We start from the raw sequence: 22,201 nt of genomic DNA, 5'->3' as shown, positions 1-22,201 counted from the left end.
AGATTTATAAAAGACTTTAATTTGCTTGATCTCTACTATAATAATTTAAGTAGCGTCTGAGAGAGCTCTAGTGCCCAATATTCATAAGTTATTGCGTTGGGATGGAAGCCATCTTCAGCAAACATATTTTTAGCTTCTAATCCGGCTTTAGCAAAGTCGATATCCAAATAAGTAACATGGGTATGTGCTTCACACACTTCTTTTAATCTGCAATCCAGTAAATCGGAAATTGCACCAATATATTTGTTTAATGGAAAGCTGATAGAGGGAAAATGACCCATCGGAGGTAAGCAGGAAAAAATAATATTTTTCGCTTTAAATTTTCGCTTACCTATTGCGATAATCTCTTCAATTTGCTTCTGCCATTGCCCAAGCGCCACATTGCTTGTGGTGTCATTAGCCCCAATGATGACGACCATGATATCCACAGGGTTGACAGGTGTTGGTAATACATAAAGTCGATATAATAAATCCGAGCTAGTGTGTCCGGATGTTGCATGTAGTGACCATTTAATGTGGTCATATTTGGTTTTTAATTGGGTAGAAGTTGACAGATTTTTAAGTAAATGCCCAATTATAGCCTCTTCTTGTAAGTCTACCCCAACGCCTGCCGCCGCAGAATCGCCAACTATCATTAAATTTAGCGTTTGCTTATCTAGGGCTTCACTCTCTAGTATTTGATTGCTTAGGGTTTGACTATTTAGTGTTGGGCTATCGGATAAGCGACTTACAACTGGCTTCTCTTTGGTTAAAGTCAATAACCCATGTCGATTACCCTCTGCCTCGGGTAATCGAAGGGTTGTTTTATTTAGCTTGCGACCTTGATAGAGATATATGGGAGCCAGTAAGATGTCTTTAGTTTGCATTATGTTTTGCCTCGATTACCACCCTGTTAGCTGGCGAATATTTTTTAAATCCTGATGGACAAGTAGCTTACCATCAACAAATACATCACGTAACAGATTTGCTGCCTCATCTTCCAAAGTATCTTCTTTGACAGTGGTTAGATTACCGCTATCATCTTGCACCAATGCCAATCTACCTTTTTTTGAGCGTTTGGAACGACTCGTAATGGGGTCTTTAAATATATCTTTCCATTGTCCATTTATTTGTATTGCACTGGCCTTCATTGCCCAGCTCATGGTGTCACGATTTACTTGTTGTAGTAGACCTCCGCCCATGCCAAATGTGACATTGTCGGCACTGAATCCTGCATGCATTATAGTCTCTAATATCTTACCAAGGCTTTGAGGGTTAATACCGTCGCCTTGAATAAGCCGCACATAATCAGGCAATACTTTAAAACCCTTACTATTAACGCGATAACCAAACTTAATAGCAAGACGTTCCAGTGCTTCACGAACAACTTTGGCTGGATCTCCACTGTCAGGGCGAATCACTAAAGTGCCACCCATCGTTTCGACTTTATCTTTTAATGCGTCGCCCCAAATGTTATCAATAGCATTCCATAAGTCATAACTATCCGAAACCACAGCAACAATATTACCTTCCCCGCCAAACTGGTCGAGCATATTAGCAAATGCTTCTTTTTCAAAGTCACGCCCCCAAGCGGTCATGGTACTGTGTTCAGCGGCTGGAATTGAAAAAGCAGGCATTTCTTCATCCATGCCGTACCAACGGCTAGCAGCAATTAAAGCACTCATACTATCAGTGCCAGAAAAGTTAACCAGATGAGCTAGGCTACCTAAAGCCACGGTTTCTAAGCTAGAGGCACCGCGCGCGCCAAAATCATGTAGCTTGAATGGCAACCCTAAGGTGCTGTCAGCGGATTTTTCAAGCGCAGCTTTAATGACGGTTTTACAATAATAAGAGATACTTGCTACCGTAGAAGGATACCAAATAGCACGAAGTAAGGCTGTTTCAAGGTAGCTTGGTAGCCAATAAAACTCAGGGTCAGTATTTACAATCTGGCAAACCACGTTTGAGACAGGAACAATACTGCCTTCTGGAACGGCTTGAATGCGAATAGGTAAGAGGCCATTATGCTTGTCTACTAAACGCTCCCATCCTGCACGGTTAAATGGTAAACCATGCGCCTTAATAACCCGCTCAGCGTCATCTATATCGGAGGTGGTAATGGGCGTTTGCAAGTATTCTTTGATAAAAGCTTGTAAACCAAAAAAAACAACATCATGATCGCCTTTTCTGGCCTCGACATAACTTGACATATATTCACTTTTGGGGGGGTATTGTAGCCAGTGCGAGGTTTTGTAGCTGTCGGAGTTTAAAATTAAATTATTAAAATTACTGGTATACATGAAATGACCCTATTTTATTTTTGATTACTTATCCAAACGCTTGTTATGAATGGCGGTGTATTGGTTTATTATACAGAGGCCATAATCCCGATGAGGCTACAACCCTACCATTTTGATAATAATGGCATAATGATCTTCAAACATTTTTTTAGCTTCAAGCTCTGCAAGGGGTAACCAGAAAGCATGTAGCGCATCATCTCCACCAGCCACTTCAGGTAACCCTTTCGGATCATTTTTAAGATGAAAAAAATAGGCTTGAGTTATCGTTCGCCCGCGAGCAGAGCGATAAGGGTCATCGAAGGTATGTTGACTGTGCAACGAGCGTCTTAAGGCTAATTCGGATACCTGTAGATGGGTCTCTTCTCTGAGCTCTCGAATACAGGCATTAAAAAGCGTTTCCTTTTGGTCAATAAAGCCTCCAGGCAGTGCCCATAAGCCGCGACCTGGCATATTGCGACGCTCCACTAAAAGAATATGACCTGACTGTACTACCACTGCATCCGCTGTCATAAATGTGGGTGGGTAGGGTGTATCACGCCAAGGTTTTTTATAGTTGTCTATAAACCAAGCTTCTTCTTGGAGGTATTTAAACTCAGGCGTTTTCTTGAATTTCTCAAGCACTGCGCGGGTTGAATCAGGTGTACGCTCTGGTGTAGGGGTGGCTCCCATTAGGTAGCCATCACGAATCGGCGTTGAGGATAGTTCTTTATGGTTGGGAACAGATATGGATTTCCAATGCGGAAATAGTGAAAGATAATAAGATGAGCTGTCTTTCGAGTGTCCAATGAGAGCGATGTCATCCCGCAAATCTCCAGTAACTGAAAGTACAGCTTTTTGTACATATTGTAGCCACCGGGTATCGTTGTACAAGGCGTCATCTAATCCAACGCAGTGGATACGTGATGATTCAGATGCAGAATAGGCGCCTTTAATCATTTGTGCACGCTCTTCCACGCTAAAAGGATTGCGCAGACTTCGGGGCAAATTTGCTGAGCCTATTAGAATAATCACATTATCAGCACGCTTTAAAGCTTCATCGATCACAGACATATGCCCTCGATGAAAGGGCTGAAAACGTCCAATAAATACAAGATATTTAAAATGCTCATTTTCAAGAAGTGTGTTGTCTTTATTATCGCCTTCCGCTAATTTAATCATCGTACAAACTCCTGCAAGACAAGTTATAAGCACAATTTGTGCTTATTATTCTAATAGTGATGTTTTTTCAGGCATGTGCTACATGCGCTAATAGTGACACAGCCAAGTGCATACTGACAACTAAGAAACGTATATAAGCGGTTATTTATGATATAAAATCAGCTGGTAAACCACTTATCAACCTAAATTTTGATGTAGGGTTCGTTGGAGAAGCACAATGTTAATATCGAAAAAATTACTCAATAGGCCTATTAAAAAGATAGCTATAGTGGCTGTCGGTATAATGTTAAGCTTATCTGCAAATGCCTATGATGCTGCTGATAAAGTGAGTATAGAACAAAAAATTGAGGTTATTCATACCTCTGCGAAAAGTTTGGATTTTGAACCCTTAATCAATATGATGCCAGAAAAAGTGTTGCAATATATGGCGTTAAAGGCAAATATACCTGCCGCAAGACTTAAGCAAATAATGATAACAATGTCTAGCTCGCTTATAGATCCTAATGCTGACATTGAGTACGTGGCTGATCTAGACATTGCTAAAGTATTTACCTCTAAAGTAGGACGTGATTATCTTATTATTCCTACTCAGTTCAAGATGATAACGGATGATGAGATCAATCAGCTTACAGGCAACTTACTGGCTTTTGAGGATGAAGGCGCGTGGTATTTGATGCGAGTAGAGGGACAAAATCATCTGGATATTATTGCCGAAATTTACCCCGATTTAAATGATTTAAATGATTTAGAATTATTTGAGGTATCATCACACACTTTTTTCAGAGAGTAAGTTATTGCCAAGAAGTAAACTGATATTGTCACGCTCATTTAGTTGGCTAGAGCTAAAACATATCTTCTTATTCTTTGGTTGATTTATAGTTGAACTCACATAATTTTGCTACAAGGCGGCTAGCCGCAGATAGTACAATTCGTACATTCAATAAGGTTAGACCTTATAGGATTTATTTGAGACAGCCTACAGCTTTGATAAAAGCTTACAAACATGGGCTGCGCAACAAACTTAGTATCGCCCCCTAAAGCGTATTAAGACATAGTATCAATCTTAGTGACTAACAGCTGGTTAATTTTAAGGTTTTCGGTATCTACAATTTCAAATCTGAACCCTGAGTGCTCGAAGATGTCGGCTTTTTTTGGTATCCGACGTAGCATGAACATCATAAATCCACCAATGGTTTCATAGTTTTCGAGTTTGGGTAGGTTAAACATGCCCAAGGTCCGAATAACATCTTCAATCGGTGTCATACTATCTATTAACCAAGAGTTATCTGTACGTTGAACAATTTGTTGCTCATCAATAGTTACCAATTCACCCATGACGATGCTCATCACATCTTTGAGAGTAATGACCCCCATTATCAGCGCATACTCATTCACAATAATGGCGAAGTCTGAGCCAGTCGTTTTTAAGGTTTATAGTACGTCAAATAATGACAAGGTATCCGGTATAAATAGAATAGGGCGTAAAACTGATTTGTCACTAAGATTAACCTGCTGCTTCTTTAGCACGAGTGCTAAAAATGTACGAGATTCAACATAACCTATGGTTTGCTCTAAATCATTGTCGAGACAAACCAAAAATTTATGATGAGGTTGATCCATCATGATTTATACTATGGTGTCATGCTGCTCATCGATATCAAAGTAAATTATATGTTCTCGAGGGGTCATTACCGAGGTAACCGTGCGTTGCTGCATTTCAAAGATATTCTCAATCAAATGGTGTTCTTGATGCTTTAAAATCCCCGCTTCTGCACCCGCATCCATAACAGCATAAATGTCTTCTGATGTCATGTCATTTTGACGTATAGTTGAGATGCCAATTAATTTAAATAGTAGGTTTGCGCTACCATCAAAGACCCAAATAAGAGGCTTAAAAATAAATATAAGAAACATCATTGGCCGCACTGTTTTTAATGCAATTTCTTCAGATTTTGACATAGCAAAGCGTTTGGGTATTAAATCAGCAAGCAAGACGAAGGCACTTGTGACAAAAATAAAAGACAGCGCCGAAGAAACGGCATCATTGGCAATAATAGTTTGCAAATAGGGACTAATGGCTGATTCGCCGACTACGCCTGCTAAAATAGCGACAGAGTTTAAGGCGATTTGTACAACGGTTATAAAGCTACCCGGATTATCTTGCATCGCAATAACGTCAAGGGCTCGGGTATCTCCTTCCTTGGCTAATATTTGTAGTTTGATTCGGCGGGCTGAAGCAAGTGCCAACTCAGAACTTGAGACAACGGCACTGATGGCAATAAGTAAAAAAATAGAAATTAAGGCACTAAATAAGCTCATGAGATTAAACTCGAATACAGGCTAGTAAAATATCAGCAAATAGATTGTAAAGCTGACTTTTACACTTGGCCTTAAAGTTATAAATTGGTTAAATTTAAAGGAAGATGAGAATATTTGTTTAAGCAAAGGTGGATAATATAGTCGCTAAACTTACTGCTGGCGAGCGAATAAAAATAAAGCATGATGTGTGATCAATATTTCTTAGTCTTCCTGAGTCTTTATTAAGGCAAGTGTCGAAAGTTGATATATATTGTTGTGAGATATAAAGTAACTGAGCAAGCGCTTAGTTTATTGAGCTTACTTAATTGATAAATAAATAATATAGGCATTGTTTTGCTGCTATATTTTTGTATTATAAGCTATTTTAATAGTATTAAATTTCAACTGTGTTGTTCAATCCATTTAAGTACAGTTGGCCAGACTTCTTTAGCTGCATTTAAACTAACAATAAGTTTGGTGTGATCATAATCGGCTAAGTTACCATTTGCTATCGAGAACTCTTTAAATTGATTGTTAGGGTTCTCAAAGTCATTCATATACTGTTCGCAACAAATAGGCGGTGCTATAAAGCTATCTCCTTTGGCGCAAATTGAATAAATAGGTATGGAGATATCTATCATATGATCACGATAGTCAAAACTCTCGCCTCTGTGTTCAGGAAGGCTGCTGGCGTAATTCTTGTTTAGATTCCATCGATACCACTGCTTCATCGTGTAATGACTTTCATTGATAGGACCCATCTTGAATCTTTTAGCTGGCAGGTATCCTAGTGTTTTTGTTACATAGTTCAACGTCAGTATTTTTGCATAACACTTAGGATTTAGTACGGCGCCGTAAGCTTGGCAGGCAAACATGCTGATACTGTTGATGCGGTCAATATACGATTTGTTTTTTGCTAAAAACATAGTCAAGCACAGCCCACCACCGCTATGTGTAATACAGTGCAGATTTGTTATATTTAAGTCATTGAACAGATAGTCAAAAGTGGCGTCAACGTCATAGTGTGCGACCGTTTCAAAATTAAAGTCATCTTTAGGTATGGCGCTTTTCCCCCGCCCTCGCCACTCCATAATATAGCAAGTGTGCCCAAACTTTGTCAGATAGCTTGCAATACCCATACATACTCTTTTGTCAGAGAACGCCCCGTGGAGTAAAAGGACGTTTTGTGATTTATCTGTACGATTTGACGGTAAGTCATCACTAAATTGCCAGACAGCGATTTGCTGCTCATCTTTAGTGGTAACAAGAGTTACATTTTCATTTAGCATAGACAAGGCTCGTATTTTTCAATCCCTTTAGGCGGGGCGCATGATTGTACGTATTGTTTTAAGCATTGCTCACATTTAGCGTGGTATTCAAAACTTTTCAAGGTTAAGGTTTTATAATGAGCTGAGACTGTATAAAATGAAGTGTAAGTATCATTATACGTGATGAATAACGGTCTTGAATATTTCATAATCGTCGTCATTATAAATATAACAATCTATAAATCCACTGATCTAAAAATACTATTTATTAGTAACTATAATATATATAGATAAAATTCATTTTGTATTATTTTATCTCTCAATTCATCAGCCACTTAAATAAATGAGGTCATGACATGACTGACAATACGCAAACGTCTGCTCTAGATATCGAGCAAACAGAGTTTCAAAGTAATATTACTATTACGCCCTCTGCTCAGGACTACCTAGCAGAATTGTTAGCTAAGCAAGAAACCGATGGGATTGGTGTGCGCATATTTGTTGAACATCCTGGCACCCCAAGAGCTGAGTGCTGTATGGCGTACAATCAGCCTGGCGAGGAAGATATGGCAGACTTGCAGCTTAAATTTGAGGCATTTACCGCGTTTATTGAAGCCTCATCTGTGCCTTATTTAGAAGATGCAGTGATAGATTATAACAAAGACCGTTTTGGGGGTCAGTTGACTTTCCGTGCGCCTAATTCCAAAGTGCCAAAAGTTGGCGAGGATGCCAGTGTGGAAGAGCGGATAAATTATGTATTACAGTCTGAGATTAACCCAGGATTGGCCTCTCATGGAGGTAATGTCCAGCTAGTTGAGTTGCTTGATGAAGAAGACGTCGGTTTGACAGCAGTATTGAAATTTGGCGGCGGTTGCCAAGGGTGCTCTGCGGTAGACTTGACGCTACGCCAAGGGGTAGAGGTGCAGTTGAAACAGCAAATACCTGAACTGATGCAAGTGGTTGATGAAACAGACCATACTAAAACGGAAAATGCATATTATAAATAAGGCTAGATTTTAGTTTACTTTATTTATATTTGATCGTTAAACCACTTTGATGGGTTTGAAATTGAGTAGTTCTAAGAAATACGACAGTCAAATTTAAAGTTTGTGAATAAGTTTTGCGACTTAATTGTCATTTTATTCTTGTTTGTCTGTCATGATGCTTCATTTTGTTTAATCGGTCGGTCATTAAATTGCTAGTTCGTTAAAATAGTAGCATTAGCTCACTATTGGACTATTATTATTTGATTCGCAGGCAGATATATTAGCAAATCGAGAAAGAATTATTATTTTATGTTATAACATTAGGAAGAATTAATCATCATTTTTATGAGTAGGCTGGGTTATTATAGGATAATCCCAGCCTTTTATTTAAATTTGTATTGGCAATTTCACACAGTAAATTATAGCTGAAGCCGTTAAAGTCATCGTACTGTTAAATGGTTATACGTCAGCTATGCATAGGTAGGTTTAACTAGTAGCTGATTATAAAAGCGGGTGCAGCTAGAAATGTTAACGCTGAAATCGTTGCGAGTTACTTTGACTATAACCGCTTTATCCATTAGCACTATTATTATATAAGGACATACGATGAGTAATACAAATAGCCAACACCGCTTGGAGACTTTAGCCGTTCATGCAGGATATAGTGTGGAACCCACCACTAAAGCAGTTGCTGTTCCAATTTATCATACCAGCTCGTATGCTTTTGATAGCACGCAACATGGTGCTGACCTGTTTGATTTGAAAGTGCCAGGCAATATTTATACCCGAATTATGAACCCAACCAATGCGGTTTTAGAGGAGCGAGTCGCTGCCCTCGAAGGGGGAATAGGTGGGTTGGCAGTTGCTTCTGGTATGGCGGCTATCACTTACGCTGTACAAACCATTTGTGAGATGGGCGATAACATTGTTGCGGTATCCACACTATATGGGGGTACCTATAACTTTTTCGCCCATACATTACCTCGTCAGGGTATTGAAGTTCGTTTCTTTGATCATAGTAATCCGGAATCTATTCGGGGCTTAATCGATGATAAGACAAAAATGGTATTTGCTGAAAGTATCGGTAACCCTCTAGGTAATATTGTTGATATTACTGCTGTTGCTGATATTGCCCATGAATTTGGCGTGCCTGTCGTGATTGATAATACGGTAGCAACACCAGCTCTGTGTCGTCCATTTGAGTTTGGTGCTGATATTGTCGTACATTCTTTGACTAAATATATGAGTGGTACAGGTACCTCTATTGGTGGTGCTATTGTTGATAGTGGCAACTTTGACTGGGGCGCTTATCCTGACCGTTTTCCATTGCTCAATGAACCCGATGTTAGCTATCACGGCGTTAATTTCGTAAAAGACATTGGTGCAGCAGCGTTTATTGCCCGTGCTCGGGTGGCGCCATTACGCAATACAGGTGCTGCATTAAGTCCATTGAATGCATTTGCTATTATGCAAGGTATGGAGACGCTGAGTTTACGTATGGAGCGTCATGTTTCCAATGCAATGGCGATCGCTGAGTACCTAAAAAGTCATGATAAAGTCGCTTGGGTTAAATACGCTGGCTTGTCAGATCATCCTGAGCATGAGCTGGCAAGAAAGTACATGAAAGGGTCGCCCTCTGGGATTTTGACATTTGGAGTTAAAGGTGGACGTGACGCAGGCGCCAGATTTATTGATGCCCTTAATTTGATTACTCGTTTGGTAAATATTGGTGATGCGAAGTCTCTAGCCTGTCATCCTGCCACGACGACCCATCGTCAGCTAGACGAAGCTGAACTTGCTAAAGCGGGTGTGAGTGAAGATATGATTCGCTTATCTATTGGCATTGAGCATATTGAAGACATTAAAGATGACTTAGAACAGGCCTTAGCTAAGGTTTAATATTCAGCTTAAGATGACCGTTAATTTTAGCGATAAAATTAGGGTCTGTTGAACATTTGAATGTTCAACAGACCCTAATTGGTAGTTAAATAATATAATTCAATGATAATCATATTATTGAGCGGCAAATTTCTTTTAATGGATACCCTTTAATAGATAACCTTACTATTTATAGCTTCTGTTTAAATTTTTAATATTGTACGTTATCTAATAGCCAACACCTTACGCTCTAAGTACACGTTTTGCAATATCGCGATATTGCAGCGGTGTTAACCGAGGCCCAAATTGCTTAACCACTTGACTGGCAATTTCGCCCGCTAATTTCGCACACTCCGGTATGGTGTATTGCTGAGATAGTCCGTATAAGAATGCACCAGAATAATTATCACCAGCACCATTGGTGTCAGTCACTTTTGCAACGGTTGGGGTTGCTACTTTCGTGATCGATAAGTTTTTATCTCTTTTGCGCTCACATATAACGGTATCTTCTGGGCCATTTGTGACAACAGCCAATTGACAATAATCCATTAAGGCACGCGCCGTGGCTTCAATTTGTTTTTTACCGGTAAATAGACTGGCTTCATCATAATTACAGAAAATAGTGTCAACACCAGTGCCTAATATCTCAAGTAACCCCTCCTTAGCAAAGTTAATAACAGAGGGATCGGCAAAGCTAACCGCAATTTTAACGTTATTGACACCAGATTGATGTCTTAGCTTTTTAATAGCAGGGCGAAGGCTATCCGACATTGCCATATAGCCTTCTAAATACAACCAGTCACTTTTTGTTAACACATCAAATGAGATATTATTTTCATCAATGCTGCTTGAGGTTCCCAAGTAAGTCTGCATCGTGCGTTCCCCATCCGGAGTAATGGCGACCACGCAAGACCCCGTAACGCCCCCTTTAAAAATAGATTTGGGAGACGTGTCCACACCCGCATTATTTAAATCTTTTAGATAAAATTCTCCAGGTTGATCATCTCCTACACGGCATGAATAGAATGGCTTACCACCAAGACTAGCAAAGGCAAACATTGCGTTTGCGGCTGAGCCCCCGCCTGTTCTTTTGGATGGTTTTAAGCCTTGAACTTGAAATTGCTTTAGAAGACGACTTTGTTCTTGTAGGCTTGCTAAAGTCATACTACCCTTGGTTAGTGACTTATTTTTTAACTGCGCTTCAGTGAGTAAGAACTCATGATCTACTAAGGCATTGCCTACTGCCATGACATCATACATAGTGTTTCGGTTTCCATTTGGTTATTTTAATGATTACTGTCTAATTTTTTAAAAAGTCACTAGATATGTACTTTATTGTATTTTTTTAAAAGTAATTGCAACTAATTTGCAATTATCTGCTATTCGCAACAAATATGCTATAACACAAGTATAACTGTTAATCCCACCTTATATTATTGGGTATTGGTTGAAAGAAATTAGGATCTTAATCCGTTAATAAAATTAATATTTATGTTTAGTGATTTTAGATAGGATTCTATTGAGTTCGTGTTAGCTTTTACCTTTGGGTGTTAGTTTTGAGTTTCTTCTTGTTGCTTTGAGGGATATCTTTACTTAATGATTCTCGAGTTAAAAAGCAGCTTAGCTTTGTGGAACATATTTTATAATATAGTAATTACCAATTGTAATTTTACCTTTTTATTATAAACAATAATAGTTTGTTAACGTCTTGATTCAATTATGTTTTTAAATTGTTTAAAAATTATACAAATTAAGGGAAGCCATTGAGCCATTTGGTTTTAAGGTGGTTGGGTTTTGAGTTATTCACAGAGTTATCCACAGAGAGTGGGGAAAACTTTCTTACCCCTTGAAAATTCTGGCTTCTACGGGGTTAGTTTCTGCTGTGGATGGTAGTCTGAGCTAAAATATATTAGCTCCTTCAACTAACTCACTAAAAATTTCTGACCTGTTCCATGATATATTTAAATCAATACTAATTTTGAGCGATTAGATAGGGTAGGCAAAGTTACCCCTATTGAATATTAAGCATAATTTTCGAAAAATGGTTATTTAGTAATAGGTATATGATCAATACAAGTTGTATAACGATAACTGATTAGATTACGGCGCATCTCCCATTCTCTTTCTTTATCCATAAGCTGACTCGCAAAATACAAAGCGTTAGTTGATTGTTGATTAATACTATCAAGTACATTCATCAGTGCCTCGCTTTTTTCATACTGGGAGGGAGCATTAGGAGCACTATAAGAGCAATCAAATAAATCAAATTGTACCTCATTTGAGCTATAGATATCAGATAGCATCACTCCTGCCTTTGCGTAGTTAACCCCCTGTTTATAAATACGATCAATTACTGCAGTTGCAGCGCTTAACATCAGCCGAGTATCAGAGGTGGGTGTAGTAAACTGATATTGGCCTGATATAGAGGTGTAACGATCAGACTTAACAAACGGGCTGTTTTTAGCAAATACGATTAGGGTACGGCATAGGCCATTTTGTTGTCGGAGTTTGACCGCTGCTTTGGCAACATGTTCACAAATGGCTTCGGTTAATGCGGGTTTATTGGATATGCGCTGCGAAAATGAGCGGGAGGATACAATTTGCTTTTTTGCAACAATAGACTCTATTTCTAGACAAGATTGTCCATTAAGTTCACGGCAGGTCCGTTCTAACACCACCCCAAATTGCTGACGTATTTTTCCGGTTTCGCAGGTTGCCAGTTGTTGAACATTAAAAATTCCTATAGCGTTTAGCCGTTTGGCATAGCGTTTCCCGACGCCCCATATGTCACTCACATCCGTAATTTGCATCAACCTATTGATCCAATTTGATTGAGTTAACACGCATATCCCACCAGTTTTAGGATATTTTTTAGCCGCATGATTGGCAAGCTTGGCTAAGGTCTTAGTCATACCAATCCCTACGCTAACCGGAATACCTGTATGTTTTTCCACTGTATTTTTAAGAAGTTTTGCGTAGGCCGATAAATCCTGCATAGCAGTAGGGTAGTCTGCTAAATATAAAAATGCTTCATCAATAGAGTAAATTTCAACAGTAGGACAAAGCTGCTCTAACGTCGCCATCACACGTTGTGACATGTCGGCATAAAGGGTGTAGTTAGAACTAAACACAGTAACGTTATTGGCTATGCAAAAGTCCTTAACTTGGAAGTAGGGAACAGCCATTTTCAACCCAAGCGCTTTTGCTTCGGTAGATCTTGCAACCACGCAGCCATCATTATTGGAAAGAACAATAACAGGTTTATGTTTTAGATCAGGCCGAAATAGCTTTTCACAGTTGGCATAAAAGCTATTACAGTCTATTAGAGCATACATAAAACCCCCGTTTAAGCCATTAAAAAAAGATTGTTATAAAGTACAACTAAAAGCCATGAAATTTATTAAATATAGTGCTTGCATCACTTGCATTCGTTTTGTAGAAGGTAGTGTTTTGACTGATAGCTTACAGACTACAAAGATGGTTATATAAAGCTTAAAGACTCTACTGGGATACTCGAAAGCTTTATAGAGAAAAACACAATATAGGCTAACAGGCTAACAAATATTGGGTAAGATTGAATAGTCTGATTCAGAGTTAAACGACATATAATGACGTGTCTGTATATTAGAAGCGTTAAAAAAATCAATATTGGGACAAGTAAAGAGACTGTAAGACTATAAAAAAGGAGATTGTAACGTGTCACTTACGTTTCACGTCAAATGTGTACTCTCTTTACTGGAGCTGTTTATATAAGATTTTTTGTATCAATCTGTCGAGGTTGATTGTAGATAGGCTCTAGTCAACAAACTACAGGGATCGATATTAGTTAGTTTCAAATGTCCATAAAAAAGCATGCATATCGAATATTAAGATAACTAACATTAGCAGATAGACAACTCAAGTACAAAGATAACCTAAGTAGAAAAGGGTCATATAATGAAAAAGATTTATTTGGTACGACATGGGCAGAGTATCACGAATGCTGGCGGTGCTTTGCAACCCAACCCGCAAATACAGATCACTGAGTTAGGAAAGCGTCAAGCGGAAGAAGTGGCAGATTGGATAATTCAAACACTGGGCAGTAACGTTGACTCAATTAACATCTCAAAATTCATACGCACAAAGCAAACCGCGCAACCTTTAATAGACAAAACAGGCGTGCAGCCAAATGTTATAGACGGACTTGAAGAGTTTGATTATCTAAGCTTTGCCGCATTAGATGGGGTGGCTTTTGCAAAAAGATTGGAGGAAGCGGATGCCTTTTGGGCTCATAAGGCGCCTGATGACCTGCATGGTGCAGATGCAGAAAGCTATCGAAATTTCTATAATCGCGTTGCAAGTGTCTTAGCGCATTTCAAAAGCTTGCCTGCGGGCAATCATGTGGTATATACGCATGGGTTATGGATAAGTATGCTGGTTTGGCAGATATTGGGCCAGCCGCATGAAAGCAACTTGGATATGCGGAAATTTCGTCAATTTGAATTGTCTATCCGTGCCAAAAACTGTGAAGTATTTTGTTTAACCCTTGCAGGTAATGATTTGCTTGAGTGTTTACCTCCAGCGATTACGAAGGTACGTACGTGTGATGGCGATAATAGCGACCTTTCTGCCAAGCTGTAAGGATGGGATAGATTATAGTTTTATTCACACTAAAATTTACTGCGATTTTGCCCACCACGCCCACGTTTGATAGACCTGATAATGTTAATAACTACACCAAACACCTCAAAGTCCGCCTCAGTACCAATTGGGATATCGGGGTAATCGGTGTTGTGCGCGATGAGACATGGCGACGGCTCAAGACGTAACTCTTTAACCGTGAAATCGCCATTTAACATGCACACCACTATATCCCCACTCATGACCTCAATACTACGATCTACAATTAGTAGGTCGTCAGGATAAATGCCGGAGTCAATCATAGAGTCGCCACCCACTCTCACTAAAAAAGTGGCATTTGGATGCTCAACGCACAGCTCATTTAAATCAATACTAGCTTCTACATAACCCGCAGCTGGAGAAGGGAATCCTGCTGCTACGTGCTCTATAAAGTAGGGCAGCGGTTGAAAGCTTGTAGGAAGTAATGTGCCAAGTATCGTTGTTTTCATAAAGTAAACCGTTTAGCTATTTAGCCTTTTAATGTGATTATGCATTGTATTTTTGACTCAATAATCACAGTGATGAGTGGAGGGTCGTCCAAAAGTCAGTGTATATACACAAAGTTTCAGACAATAGTTCGATAGTGGTCAAACTATACCTGAGAAGCTACCTTAAAACGCGACTACTTTTACGCTCTTAGTTAAAGCCAACTTAATAGTAGTATGCAGGGTTTATAAAAATATAACGCTATTATTGAGCAGTTTAAATAGCCTTTATATACAAGATGCGTTAATCTAGGCAGTTAATATTTTTAAGCCAATTATTTTAAAATAGCTATTTATTGTTTATTCATAACCTTCCTTCTTTTTTATAGCGCGAGTTAGCTCATCTTTAATACAGTTGATACAGTTAATTTATAGCTTGTTTATTAGAGGTGGTGTAGACGTTATTTAGAACAGGTCGTCAAAATTTATCAAAATAATAGTCGAGATTATATGATCAATATTACTAACACTATCCTGAACAACACCGTGAACAATACCACAAGCAGTACTATCAACACTGAGTCCACTAATGACATCAGTGTTATCCACGCTATGCCTGATTTAACCTTACATCCAAGTTTTGAGCTGGTTGAGCACCGTAGGATTGAGTCATTGCAGATTGACGTGTTGATTAGTAAGCATACCCAAACTGGCGCTATGCATTATCATCTTGCGCATCCAAGTAATGAAAATGCATTTTTGGTTGGTTTCCGTACGCAGCCAATGGACTCAAAAGGCGAGGCACATATTTTAGAGCACACAGCACTATGTGGCTCGGCTAAATATCCGGTGCGTGACCCTTTTTTCTCTATGATAAAGCGCTCCTTAAACACATTTATGAATGCGATGACTGCAGCGGATTGGACAGCGTATCCTTTTGCGACGCAAAATAAAAATGATTATTTTAATTTATTGTCTGTATACCTAGATGCGTCATTTTTTCCAAATATTCATCCGCTTGATTTTGCACAAGAAGGCATTCGTATAGAGCTTGATGAAAACGATAAGCCGCAATTTAAGGGTATCGTATTCAACGAGATGAAAGGGGCAATGAGTGGCGAGATTGATCAGCTGTATCATGCTGTAGCTCATCATTTATTCCCGACAACTACTTATCATTATAACTCTGGCGGTGACCCAGCAGATATTCCAGATTTAACACATGCTGAGCTGGTTGAATTTCATCACAGCCATTATCATCCCTCTAACAGTGTACTAATGAGCTTTGGGAATATTCCAGTCGCTGAAACGCAAAAAAAATTACACCAAGACGCACTAAGCCAGTTTGAAAGTGGTAAGAAACATGACTCACGCTTGGAGCAACGGTTAAAAGCGCCAATAACAGCAATTGAAACATATACAGTTGATGAGTTGCGAGAGGCACAAACGCATCATGTAACGGCATGGCTTTTACCGACCATCACTGATCCACAGCAGCGTCTTGCATTGCGCTTGCTTGAAGGTGTGTTGATTGAACATGCCGGTTCTCCCTTGCGTGAGTATTTGGATAGTCATCCACTTGCTACAGGGCCAAGTCCACTATTAGGGTTAGACGACAGTCATTTTGAAATGGTTTTTTATGCGGGTGTACGTGGCTCAGAACCTGAACATGCGGAAGCAGTTGAGCAAGGTATTTTAAATTTACTGACACAAATTGCCAGTAGTGAAATTGATGCCGAGGCTATTGAAACCATCTTGCATCAAATAGAGATTGATCAACGACATATTGGGGGCGATAGCATCCCTTATGGTCTAAATCTTATGCTAGAAGGTTTTAGCACGGCTATTCATGATGGTAATCCAATTGATATTTGGGAAGTTGATGAACACTTACTTTGGCTCCGTGAGCAGGTAAAAGATCCAAACTGGCTACCCCAGCTATTAAAAAAACATTTGATTGACAACCCACATCGTGTTCGCGTGACCTTAGTACCCGATGAAACGAAATCAGGGGATCTGGCTGCAGCAGAGCAGGCACGTCTTGATGCCATTGAAGCAACTCTTATGGCAGAGGATAAGGTTAAGCTTAAACAGCAAGCGATAGATTTGGCCGAACGCCAAGCGGCAGAAGATGACTTGAGTGTACTGCCAAAAGTAGGGATTGAAGATGTCCCAGCATCAGTAAGCTTTACCTATGGTAAGCAGGTTGCAACTACCTTGGCCGGCACTGAGAGTGTATTGTATCAATACGAAGCAGGCACTAATGGCCTGTATTACTATCAAGTTATCATGTCTTTGCAAGATCAAGACGATATCGTCAATCACCCCCTACTGCCTATCTACTTAGGTTTGTTGTCGGATCTTGGGACAGATACTTTATCAGCTCGTGAGTTTCAAGCGGTACAAGCGGCCCACTCCTCAGGGGTAACTGCGCGTATTAGTCAACGAACCTCTACGCATGATGTTGATACATTGACCAGCTACTTTGTTGTGGCAACTCGAGCCTTAAATCGTAAGCCTGAAGCCATTGACTTGGTTAAACAAGTGCTTGAACACAGTGTCTTTAGTGAGCATGATCGTATTAAAGAGTTGTTGCAACAAAAGCAATCAGGATGGCAGTCTCGATTGGCTAGTGCAGGGCATGCCTATGCTATGCAAACAGCCAGTCGCCGTATGAGTCGTCAAGCTGAGCTTGAGTATGTGAGAAGTGGCTTACCTGCCCTAAACGCGCTCAAAGAGTTTTTGTCACATGCGAAAGAAGATAGTAGTAAATGGGATGAATTAGCCTCAGCACTTATGGCCTTGCATCAACGTTTAGCTGCATTACCTAAACACGCCTTAATTGTGTGCGAAAAAGAGCAGACTGAACGCTTAAAAGGGTTGATTGAGCAAAGCTGGCAGACTTCCTCATTTATGGTAAATGAGCAAAGTAAAACCGCCATTGAAGGCAATATACCCTCTGAATACACACAGCTAGAGTTGACACGAGCTAGTGAAGCACATTTAGATAAGGAAGAGTCTGATAGCGGGGGTTTAACGGCATTACAGACAGAGCTAAATCGTCAAGCTGATGATGTCGCATGGCTGGTTGCAACGAACGTCTATCATAACGCGTCTGTCTATCCAGCAGTAACTGCGGATCATCCAGACTGTGCTGCTTTAATGGTACTTGCCCCCTATTTACGTAATGGGTATTTGCACAGTGCAATACGTGAGCGTGGGGGCGCTTATGGGGGCGGTGCAGGCTATGATGCAAATGCGAGCGCATTTAAGTTTTTTAGCTATCGTGACCCACATTGTGCCGAAACCTTCGATCATTTTATACAGAGTATTGAGTGGCTACTTAATACCCCGCAAACCTCTGAGCAATTAGAGGAAGCCATTTTAGGCATTATATCTAGTATGGATAAACCCGGTTCTCCAGCAGGTGAGGCCGTTAAATCCTGTTTTGCTGATTTACATCAACGTGGAAAAGCATGGCAACAAGCAATGCGTAGTAATATATTGGCAGTAACCATTGAAGACTTAAAAAGAGTCGCTGTGACCTATCTTAAAGACAAGCCATCTTCCAAAGCAGTTTTGGCACCTTATGATAAAGAAAGTATCGTCGTAGATCTTGGATTTAAGGTGGAGAGGGTAGCCGGTTAAGCTTTTTTAACGCTATACTTTGACAAGTATTCTTTGTCTACTATAAACAATCAGTAAGATAGCCATAATAATAAAAAAGGTAAGCCCAACGTCGGCTTACCTTTTTTTTATTATGGCTGTATGGTTCAGAGTTTTATGATTTTATATAGTCAGCGAACTACTAAACGGTTACAGTGTTAACCTCGTTAAGCCTACTCTAGTAGTACTTGCACTCGGTTGCCTTGTAACCATTTTAGACTTCTTTGACTATAGCGCTAAAAATTAGGTTGCTAGACTGAGGTGGGTTATTAGCCGCTCACTCATGAACAAGACATTATTCACGGATACCTAGTTCACGTTCGCCGCATATTTTTTCCAACACGGCTAATTCATCTTCTAAAAACTGTAAAATATGTTGTACTTTTGGTAAAGCCTGACTGCAAGCAGTAATGCCAAACTCTATGCGATCTAAATAACTTGCTAACGTTATATTCAGCGCTTGACCGTCAAATAAAACAGAGGCAGGGTATAAAGCTTGAAGCTTAGCGCCATTCCAGTACAATGGCTTCTTAGAGCCGGGTACATTAGAGATAATAAGGTTGAATCCGGGATTATTTGGCATGGCACCAGTGATTAGCTTCATAAACTCTAAAGCATAAGCAATGATGCTGTAGTTTATTACTTGGGGTTGGTTCATACGTCCAAAACGTTGTTTACCATTGTTCATGCTGTCACTGATGGTCTTTACGCGTTGTAATGGGTTGGTTAAATGCGTTCCCAAATTACACAGTAAAAAGGACAGCTGATTTCCTGATGCACTGCTATCTTTTCGCAAAGAGATTGGCACAAATGCAATTAATGGTTCTAGCGGTAGCTCTTTTAAAGTCAGCAAATATTTGCGTAATGCACCAGAACAAACGGCCAGTACGACATCGTTTAAACTGACATCCAAATGAGTAGCAACGTGTTTGAATCTAGATATTTCATAAGACTGAGCCACAAAGCGTCTCGAGCTTGATATACGCTGATTGAGGATAGACATTGGTGCTTGAGAGGTTGTCACATAGCTGGGTTTATTACGCTCAACGAAACTACGTTTGAGTTCTTTGGCAACTGGCAATGCAGTGCGCAATTGTTCTTTAATAATTTTGCGTGCAGAGCGCTCAGCTGGAATTAGGGCATCAACTTGGTGTCGATGGCGCATCATAAGTGACCATAGGGGCAATGACATGACTTCATTGGGCGATTGTGATAATGACTTTTGCACGAGTCGCATAGCTGCAATACCATCTACAAGGGAGTGGTGGATTTTGAGATACAATGCGAATCGTTCAGGGCGCCCTTTAACCTCAGGCTCAATGCCTTCAATAATATGACACTCCCATAGTGGACGAGCTCTATCAAGTAGTCGCCCGTGCTCTTTTGAGATATAAGAGAGTAACTCACGTACCTGCGCAGGTTTTGGTAAAGCAATGTGCCTAAAATGATGCTCTACATCAAAATCTGAATCGGTTTTCCAAAACGCTAAGTTATGTAGTACTTGGTTAAAAGGAAATGTTGGAGGGACATCAGAGGTTTGCATTTGGCGTACAAGTGAACGCACGAAAGCAACATCTGCGTTTTTAGGTAGTTCAAATAAAAATAGACCACCAACATGCATAGGTTGCTTGCGATTTTCAAGCAACAAAAATAATTGGTCTAATACGGTCAGTAAACGCATAAACATCCTTTGCAGATAAACGACTAAACGGTTGTCGTCATATAGATATCACTTTAAATGAGTAAGATAAAAGTAGAGAAGGGGTTGTTAGTCTGTAGAGTCCTATCATATTTTTAGTAGACGTTTTAATGACACAAGGTTTTATGACACGAGACTGCGAATGATTGCAGCAATACATGATAGACGAATTACTTCTTGGTCTTTGCCATAAGTCGTGTTTTTCTACAGAAAATGAACTAAGATATATAAGGTCAGTATTATAGCAAATCTGTTGTGGTTTTAATTCATTGCTTTTATATAAAACCCAACAAATATTGAGAATATTAACCCTTTAAACAAAAAATTCATAACAGACTTCTCAAAGTGAATCCTCTATAATCTAAAACTACTATATTTTAATATGATTTTTATAAGTTAAATTCCAGGATATAAGTATGAATTCGTCAAGACAACTTTTGCTAGGTACAGGGGTATTCTTAGGGGGCGGTATATTGCTCTTTGCAATGCTACAACAGGGTGGCGGCTCTGCCAATAATCCAATCATTGATACGTCTACTGAGAGCAGTGCCAACAGTGCTGACACTGTGAGTAAGGGTAAGCCATTGCAAACGCTAACAGCTGATGTGCAAACGGAAGAACGTATTTTGGCACAAAAACGCTTGGAGCGTGAATCTAAGGTAGCTGAATTAGATAAGCGTACTAAGGAGTTTTTGACGGAACAAGAGCGCGCTGAAGCTTTAGCCATGGAAAAGGCCCGCCTCGAAAATGAAAAGTACCGTACCAATGCTATTGAACCTGTGATGGATGAGCCAGTATTGGAAAACCAAACAAGTTCAGTTGTCAAACCTGTCGTCCAAGCCAGAAAGGCTGAACCTCAAACTAATGAGCAGCTTACAAGTGCTCAAGTAGCTTCTAGCTCTGCACAAAATAAGCCGGTTCAGGCATCAGTTAAGCCTAGGCAGACGACAGACGCTAATGAGAGTGCTCAAGCCAATAAGGCTGTAAATACCACAACCAAACAGCAACCCTCAGAAACAAGGGGTAAAGCACCTAGGAGCTCTAAGGAATATACGGTACAAAGGGGCGATGGTCTGATTAAAATCGCCAATCGTTATAATGTGCCAGTAGAAGCCTTATCGCAAGCTAATAACTTATCAGCCAACGCCACTTTGAGAACTGGTCAAAAGCTGATAGTCCCTTCTGCTAGTCAAGTAGAACGTTTGATTCAAAATGATAATGCTAAAAGTACGGTTACCTCTAATAGTAACAAAGCAAAGGATACCAGGGCTAAAGCAGAACCTGAACCTAAAGCAACCTCAGCGCCCACTCGTCAGCTTGGCTATAAAGTGAAGCGGGGGGATGGTCTGATCAAACTGGCACGCCAATATAATGTGCCCGTTGAAGCCCTTGCAGAAGCTAACAATATGAGTGTAAAGAGCTCGTTACGAGTGGGTCAAACGCTGACAATTCCATCACGCCGTCAGGTTGCAAGGCTGCAACGTGAAGCGGAACAAAAGCAAAAAGCATCTGAGACTAAGCGCGAAGCACAAATGCGTTTAGCTGAAGCCCGTCGCAAAGCGGCACAGGGTGAGGCTAAAGGTACATTTGGTGTCCAAGTTGCGCTGGCTGATAATCAAGAAAAAGCAGATGCTATCGTTAAAAAAATGCGAGCTGCGGGGTACTCCGCCTCTACCAGTAAGACGGATCGCGGGGTTAGAGTTATTGTTGGCCCTGAAAAAGGTAAAGAAGCTGCTTTGGCTCTTAAAGATAAAATTAATGCGGACTCTCGTACAGATGTTAATAATGCATGGGTGTTATATTGGCGCTAGGACTATTTGATGTGCTTTAAATTTGTCTGTGTTTAGGATTGAAATAGACTCCTGAATAACTTCTTTGCAGATAA

The 22,201-nt window shown here is 40.0% G+C and carries 17 protein-coding genes; 6 read left to right on the top strand and 11 right to left on the bottom strand.

From position 1 onward, the window contains the following. Positions 1–35: 35 nt before the first annotated feature. The 3 genes from AC2SLL_RS02925 to AC2SLL_RS02915 all read right to left on the bottom strand — a co-directional run bounded on the left by AC2SLL_RS02925 (position 36) and on the right by AC2SLL_RS02915 (position 3,437). The gene (locus AC2SLL_RS02925; protein ID WP_486530162.1) at positions 36–866 is read right to left on the bottom strand and encodes an SGNH/GDSL hydrolase family protein; all 831 of its coding nucleotides are present in this window, start codon (positions 864–866) and stop codon (positions 36–38) included. Positions 867–881: 15 nt separating this feature from the next. After that, positions 882–2,279 (bottom strand): nicotinate phosphoribosyltransferase, encoded by a 1,398-nt coding sequence (locus AC2SLL_RS02920; RefSeq protein WP_486530161.1) that lies wholly within the window; start codon positions 2,277–2,279, stop codon positions 882–884. A 96-nt stretch (positions 2,280–2,375) separates the two neighbouring features. Further along, positions 2,376–3,437: a bifunctional nicotinamide-nucleotide adenylyltransferase/Nudix hydroxylase gene (locus AC2SLL_RS02915; protein WP_486530160.1), complete on the bottom strand. Its 1,062-nt coding sequence runs from the start codon at positions 3,435–3,437 to the stop codon at positions 2,376–2,378. A 268-nt stretch (positions 3,438–3,705) separates the two neighbouring features. Between AC2SLL_RS02915 and AC2SLL_RS02910 the strand changes: the two genes are divergently transcribed. Further along, positions 3,706–4,227 (top strand): hypothetical protein, encoded by a 522-nt coding sequence (locus AC2SLL_RS02910; protein ID WP_486530159.1) that lies wholly within the window; start codon positions 3,706–3,708, stop codon positions 4,225–4,227. 254 nt (positions 4,228–4,481) lie between these two features. Here AC2SLL_RS02910 and AC2SLL_RS02905 read toward each other — a convergent pair whose 3' ends face one another. From AC2SLL_RS02905 to AC2SLL_RS02890, 4 genes are all read right to left on the bottom strand, one after another. Further along, complete coding sequence (locus AC2SLL_RS02905; protein ID WP_486530158.1) at positions 4,482–4,811, bottom strand: transporter associated domain-containing protein; 330 nt, start codon at positions 4,809–4,811, stop codon at positions 4,482–4,484. 57 nt (positions 4,812–4,868) lie between these two features. After that, entirely contained in the window at positions 4,869–5,060 is a 192-nt protein-coding gene (locus AC2SLL_RS02900; protein ID WP_486530157.1) for a hypothetical protein, read from the bottom strand. Positions 5,061–5,063: 3 nt separating this feature from the next. Then, on the bottom strand, positions 5,064–5,756 hold the full coding sequence (locus AC2SLL_RS02895) for a CNNM domain-containing protein (RefSeq protein ID WP_486530156.1): 693 nt from the start codon (positions 5,754–5,756) through the stop codon (positions 5,064–5,066). Positions 5,757–6,136: 380 nt separating this feature from the next. Further along, positions 6,137–7,024 (bottom strand): alpha/beta fold hydrolase, encoded by an 888-nt coding sequence (locus AC2SLL_RS02890; protein WP_486530155.1) that lies wholly within the window; start codon positions 7,022–7,024, stop codon positions 6,137–6,139. Between the two features lie 335 nt (positions 7,025–7,359). On the opposite strand from AC2SLL_RS02890, the gene nfuA reads away from it, so the two are divergent. Then, positions 7,360–8,010, top strand: a complete 651-nt coding sequence (gene nfuA / locus AC2SLL_RS02885; protein WP_486530154.1) for a Fe-S biogenesis protein NfuA — start codon at positions 7,360–7,362, stop codon at positions 8,008–8,010. Between the two features lie 585 nt (positions 8,011–8,595). Beyond that, positions 8,596–9,888, top strand: a complete 1,293-nt coding sequence (locus AC2SLL_RS02880) for an O-acetylhomoserine aminocarboxypropyltransferase/cysteine synthase family protein (RefSeq protein ID WP_486530153.1) — start codon at positions 8,596–8,598, stop codon at positions 9,886–9,888. Between the two features lie 222 nt (positions 9,889–10,110). Here AC2SLL_RS02880 and AC2SLL_RS02875 read toward each other — a convergent pair whose 3' ends face one another. Both AC2SLL_RS02875 and AC2SLL_RS02870 read right to left on the bottom strand, forming a co-directional pair. Beyond that, positions 10,111–11,127, bottom strand: coding sequence for an adenosine kinase (locus AC2SLL_RS02875; RefSeq protein WP_486530152.1), 1,017 nt, complete (start codon positions 11,125–11,127; stop codon positions 10,111–10,113). A gap of 785 nt (positions 11,128–11,912) precedes the next feature. Beyond that, the gene (locus tag AC2SLL_RS02870; protein ID WP_486530151.1) at positions 11,913–13,202 is read right to left on the bottom strand and encodes a Y-family DNA polymerase; all 1,290 of its coding nucleotides are present in this window, start codon (positions 13,200–13,202) and stop codon (positions 11,913–11,915) included. A 601-nt stretch (positions 13,203–13,803) separates the two neighbouring features. Here AC2SLL_RS02870 and AC2SLL_RS02865 point away from each other — a divergent pair. Beyond that, positions 13,804–14,487, top strand: coding sequence for a histidine phosphatase family protein (locus tag AC2SLL_RS02865; RefSeq protein WP_486530150.1), 684 nt, complete (start codon positions 13,804–13,806; stop codon positions 14,485–14,487). A 29-nt stretch (positions 14,488–14,516) separates the two neighbouring features. Here AC2SLL_RS02865 and umuD read toward each other — a convergent pair whose 3' ends face one another. Continuing rightward, entirely contained in the window at positions 14,517–14,975 is a 459-nt protein-coding gene (umuD, locus tag AC2SLL_RS02860) for a translesion error-prone DNA polymerase V autoproteolytic subunit (RefSeq protein WP_486530149.1), read from the bottom strand. Positions 14,976–15,563: 588 nt separating this feature from the next. On the opposite strand from umuD, the gene AC2SLL_RS02855 reads away from it, so the two are divergent. Continuing rightward, complete coding sequence (locus tag AC2SLL_RS02855) at positions 15,564–18,599, top strand: insulinase family protein (RefSeq protein WP_486530195.1); 3,036 nt, start codon at positions 15,564–15,566, stop codon at positions 18,597–18,599. 313 nt (positions 18,600–18,912) lie between these two features. On the opposite strand, the gene AC2SLL_RS02850 is transcribed toward AC2SLL_RS02855, so the two are convergent. Continuing rightward, positions 18,913–20,298: a WS/DGAT/MGAT family O-acyltransferase gene (locus AC2SLL_RS02850; protein ID WP_486530148.1), complete on the bottom strand. Its 1,386-nt coding sequence runs from the start codon at positions 20,296–20,298 to the stop codon at positions 18,913–18,915. Between the two features lie 434 nt (positions 20,299–20,732). Here AC2SLL_RS02850 and AC2SLL_RS02845 point away from each other — a divergent pair, with 434 nt between their 5' ends. After that, complete coding sequence (locus AC2SLL_RS02845; RefSeq protein ID WP_486530147.1) at positions 20,733–22,127, top strand: LysM peptidoglycan-binding domain-containing protein; 1,395 nt, start codon at positions 20,733–20,735, stop codon at positions 22,125–22,127. The last annotated feature ends 74 nt before the right edge of the window (positions 22,128–22,201 follow it).

This window comes from Psychrobacter sp. CX97, from assembly GCF_057396285.1.
This window is presented reverse-complemented; position numbering and strand designations above follow the sequence as displayed.

Bases quoted from the DNA above. Each gene is read 5' to 3' on its own strand.
- AC2SLL_RS02925 (WP_486530162.1), bottom strand. From the start codon at position 866: ATGCAAACTAAAGACATCTTACTGGCTCCCATATATCTCTATCAAGGT.
- AC2SLL_RS02920 (WP_486530161.1), bottom strand. From the start codon at position 2,279: ATGTATACCAGTAATTTTAATAATTTAATTTTAAACTCCGACAGCTAC.
- AC2SLL_RS02915 (WP_486530160.1), bottom strand. From the start codon at position 3,437: ATGATTAAATTAGCGGAAGGCGATAATAAAGACAACACACTTCTTGAA.
- AC2SLL_RS02905 (WP_486530158.1), bottom strand. From the start codon at position 4,811: ATGGGGGTCATTACTCTCAAAGATGTGATGAGCATCGTCATGGGTGAA.
- AC2SLL_RS02900 (WP_486530157.1), bottom strand. From the start codon at position 5,060: ATGATGGATCAACCTCATCATAAATTTTTGGTTTGTCTCGACAATGAT.
- AC2SLL_RS02895 (WP_486530156.1), bottom strand. From the start codon at position 5,756: ATGAGCTTATTTAGTGCCTTAATTTCTATTTTTTTACTTATTGCCATC.
- AC2SLL_RS02890 (WP_486530155.1), bottom strand. From the start codon at position 7,024: ATGCTAAATGAAAATGTAACTCTTGTTACCACTAAAGATGAGCAGCAA.
- nfuA (WP_486530154.1), top strand. From the start codon at position 7,360: ATGACTGACAATACGCAAACGTCTGCTCTAGATATCGAGCAAACAGAG.
- AC2SLL_RS02880 (WP_486530153.1), top strand. From the start codon at position 8,596: ATGAGTAATACAAATAGCCAACACCGCTTGGAGACTTTAGCCGTTCAT.
- AC2SLL_RS02875 (WP_486530152.1), bottom strand. From the start codon at position 11,127: ATGTATGATGTCATGGCAGTAGGCAATGCCTTAGTAGATCATGAGTTC.
- AC2SLL_RS02870 (WP_486530151.1), bottom strand. From the start codon at position 13,202: ATGTATGCTCTAATAGACTGTAATAGCTTTTATGCCAACTGTGAAAAG.
- AC2SLL_RS02865 (WP_486530150.1), top strand. From the start codon at position 13,804: ATGAAAAAGATTTATTTGGTACGACATGGGCAGAGTATCACGAATGCT.
- umuD (WP_486530149.1), bottom strand. From the start codon at position 14,975: ATGAAAACAACGATACTTGGCACATTACTTCCTACAAGCTTTCAACCG.
- AC2SLL_RS02855 (WP_486530195.1), top strand. From the start codon at position 15,564: ATGCCTGATTTAACCTTACATCCAAGTTTTGAGCTGGTTGAGCACCGT.
- AC2SLL_RS02850 (WP_486530148.1), bottom strand. From the start codon at position 20,298: ATGCGTTTACTGACCGTATTAGACCAATTATTTTTGTTGCTTGAAAAT.
- AC2SLL_RS02845 (WP_486530147.1), top strand. From the start codon at position 20,733: ATGAATTCGTCAAGACAACTTTTGCTAGGTACAGGGGTATTCTTAGGG.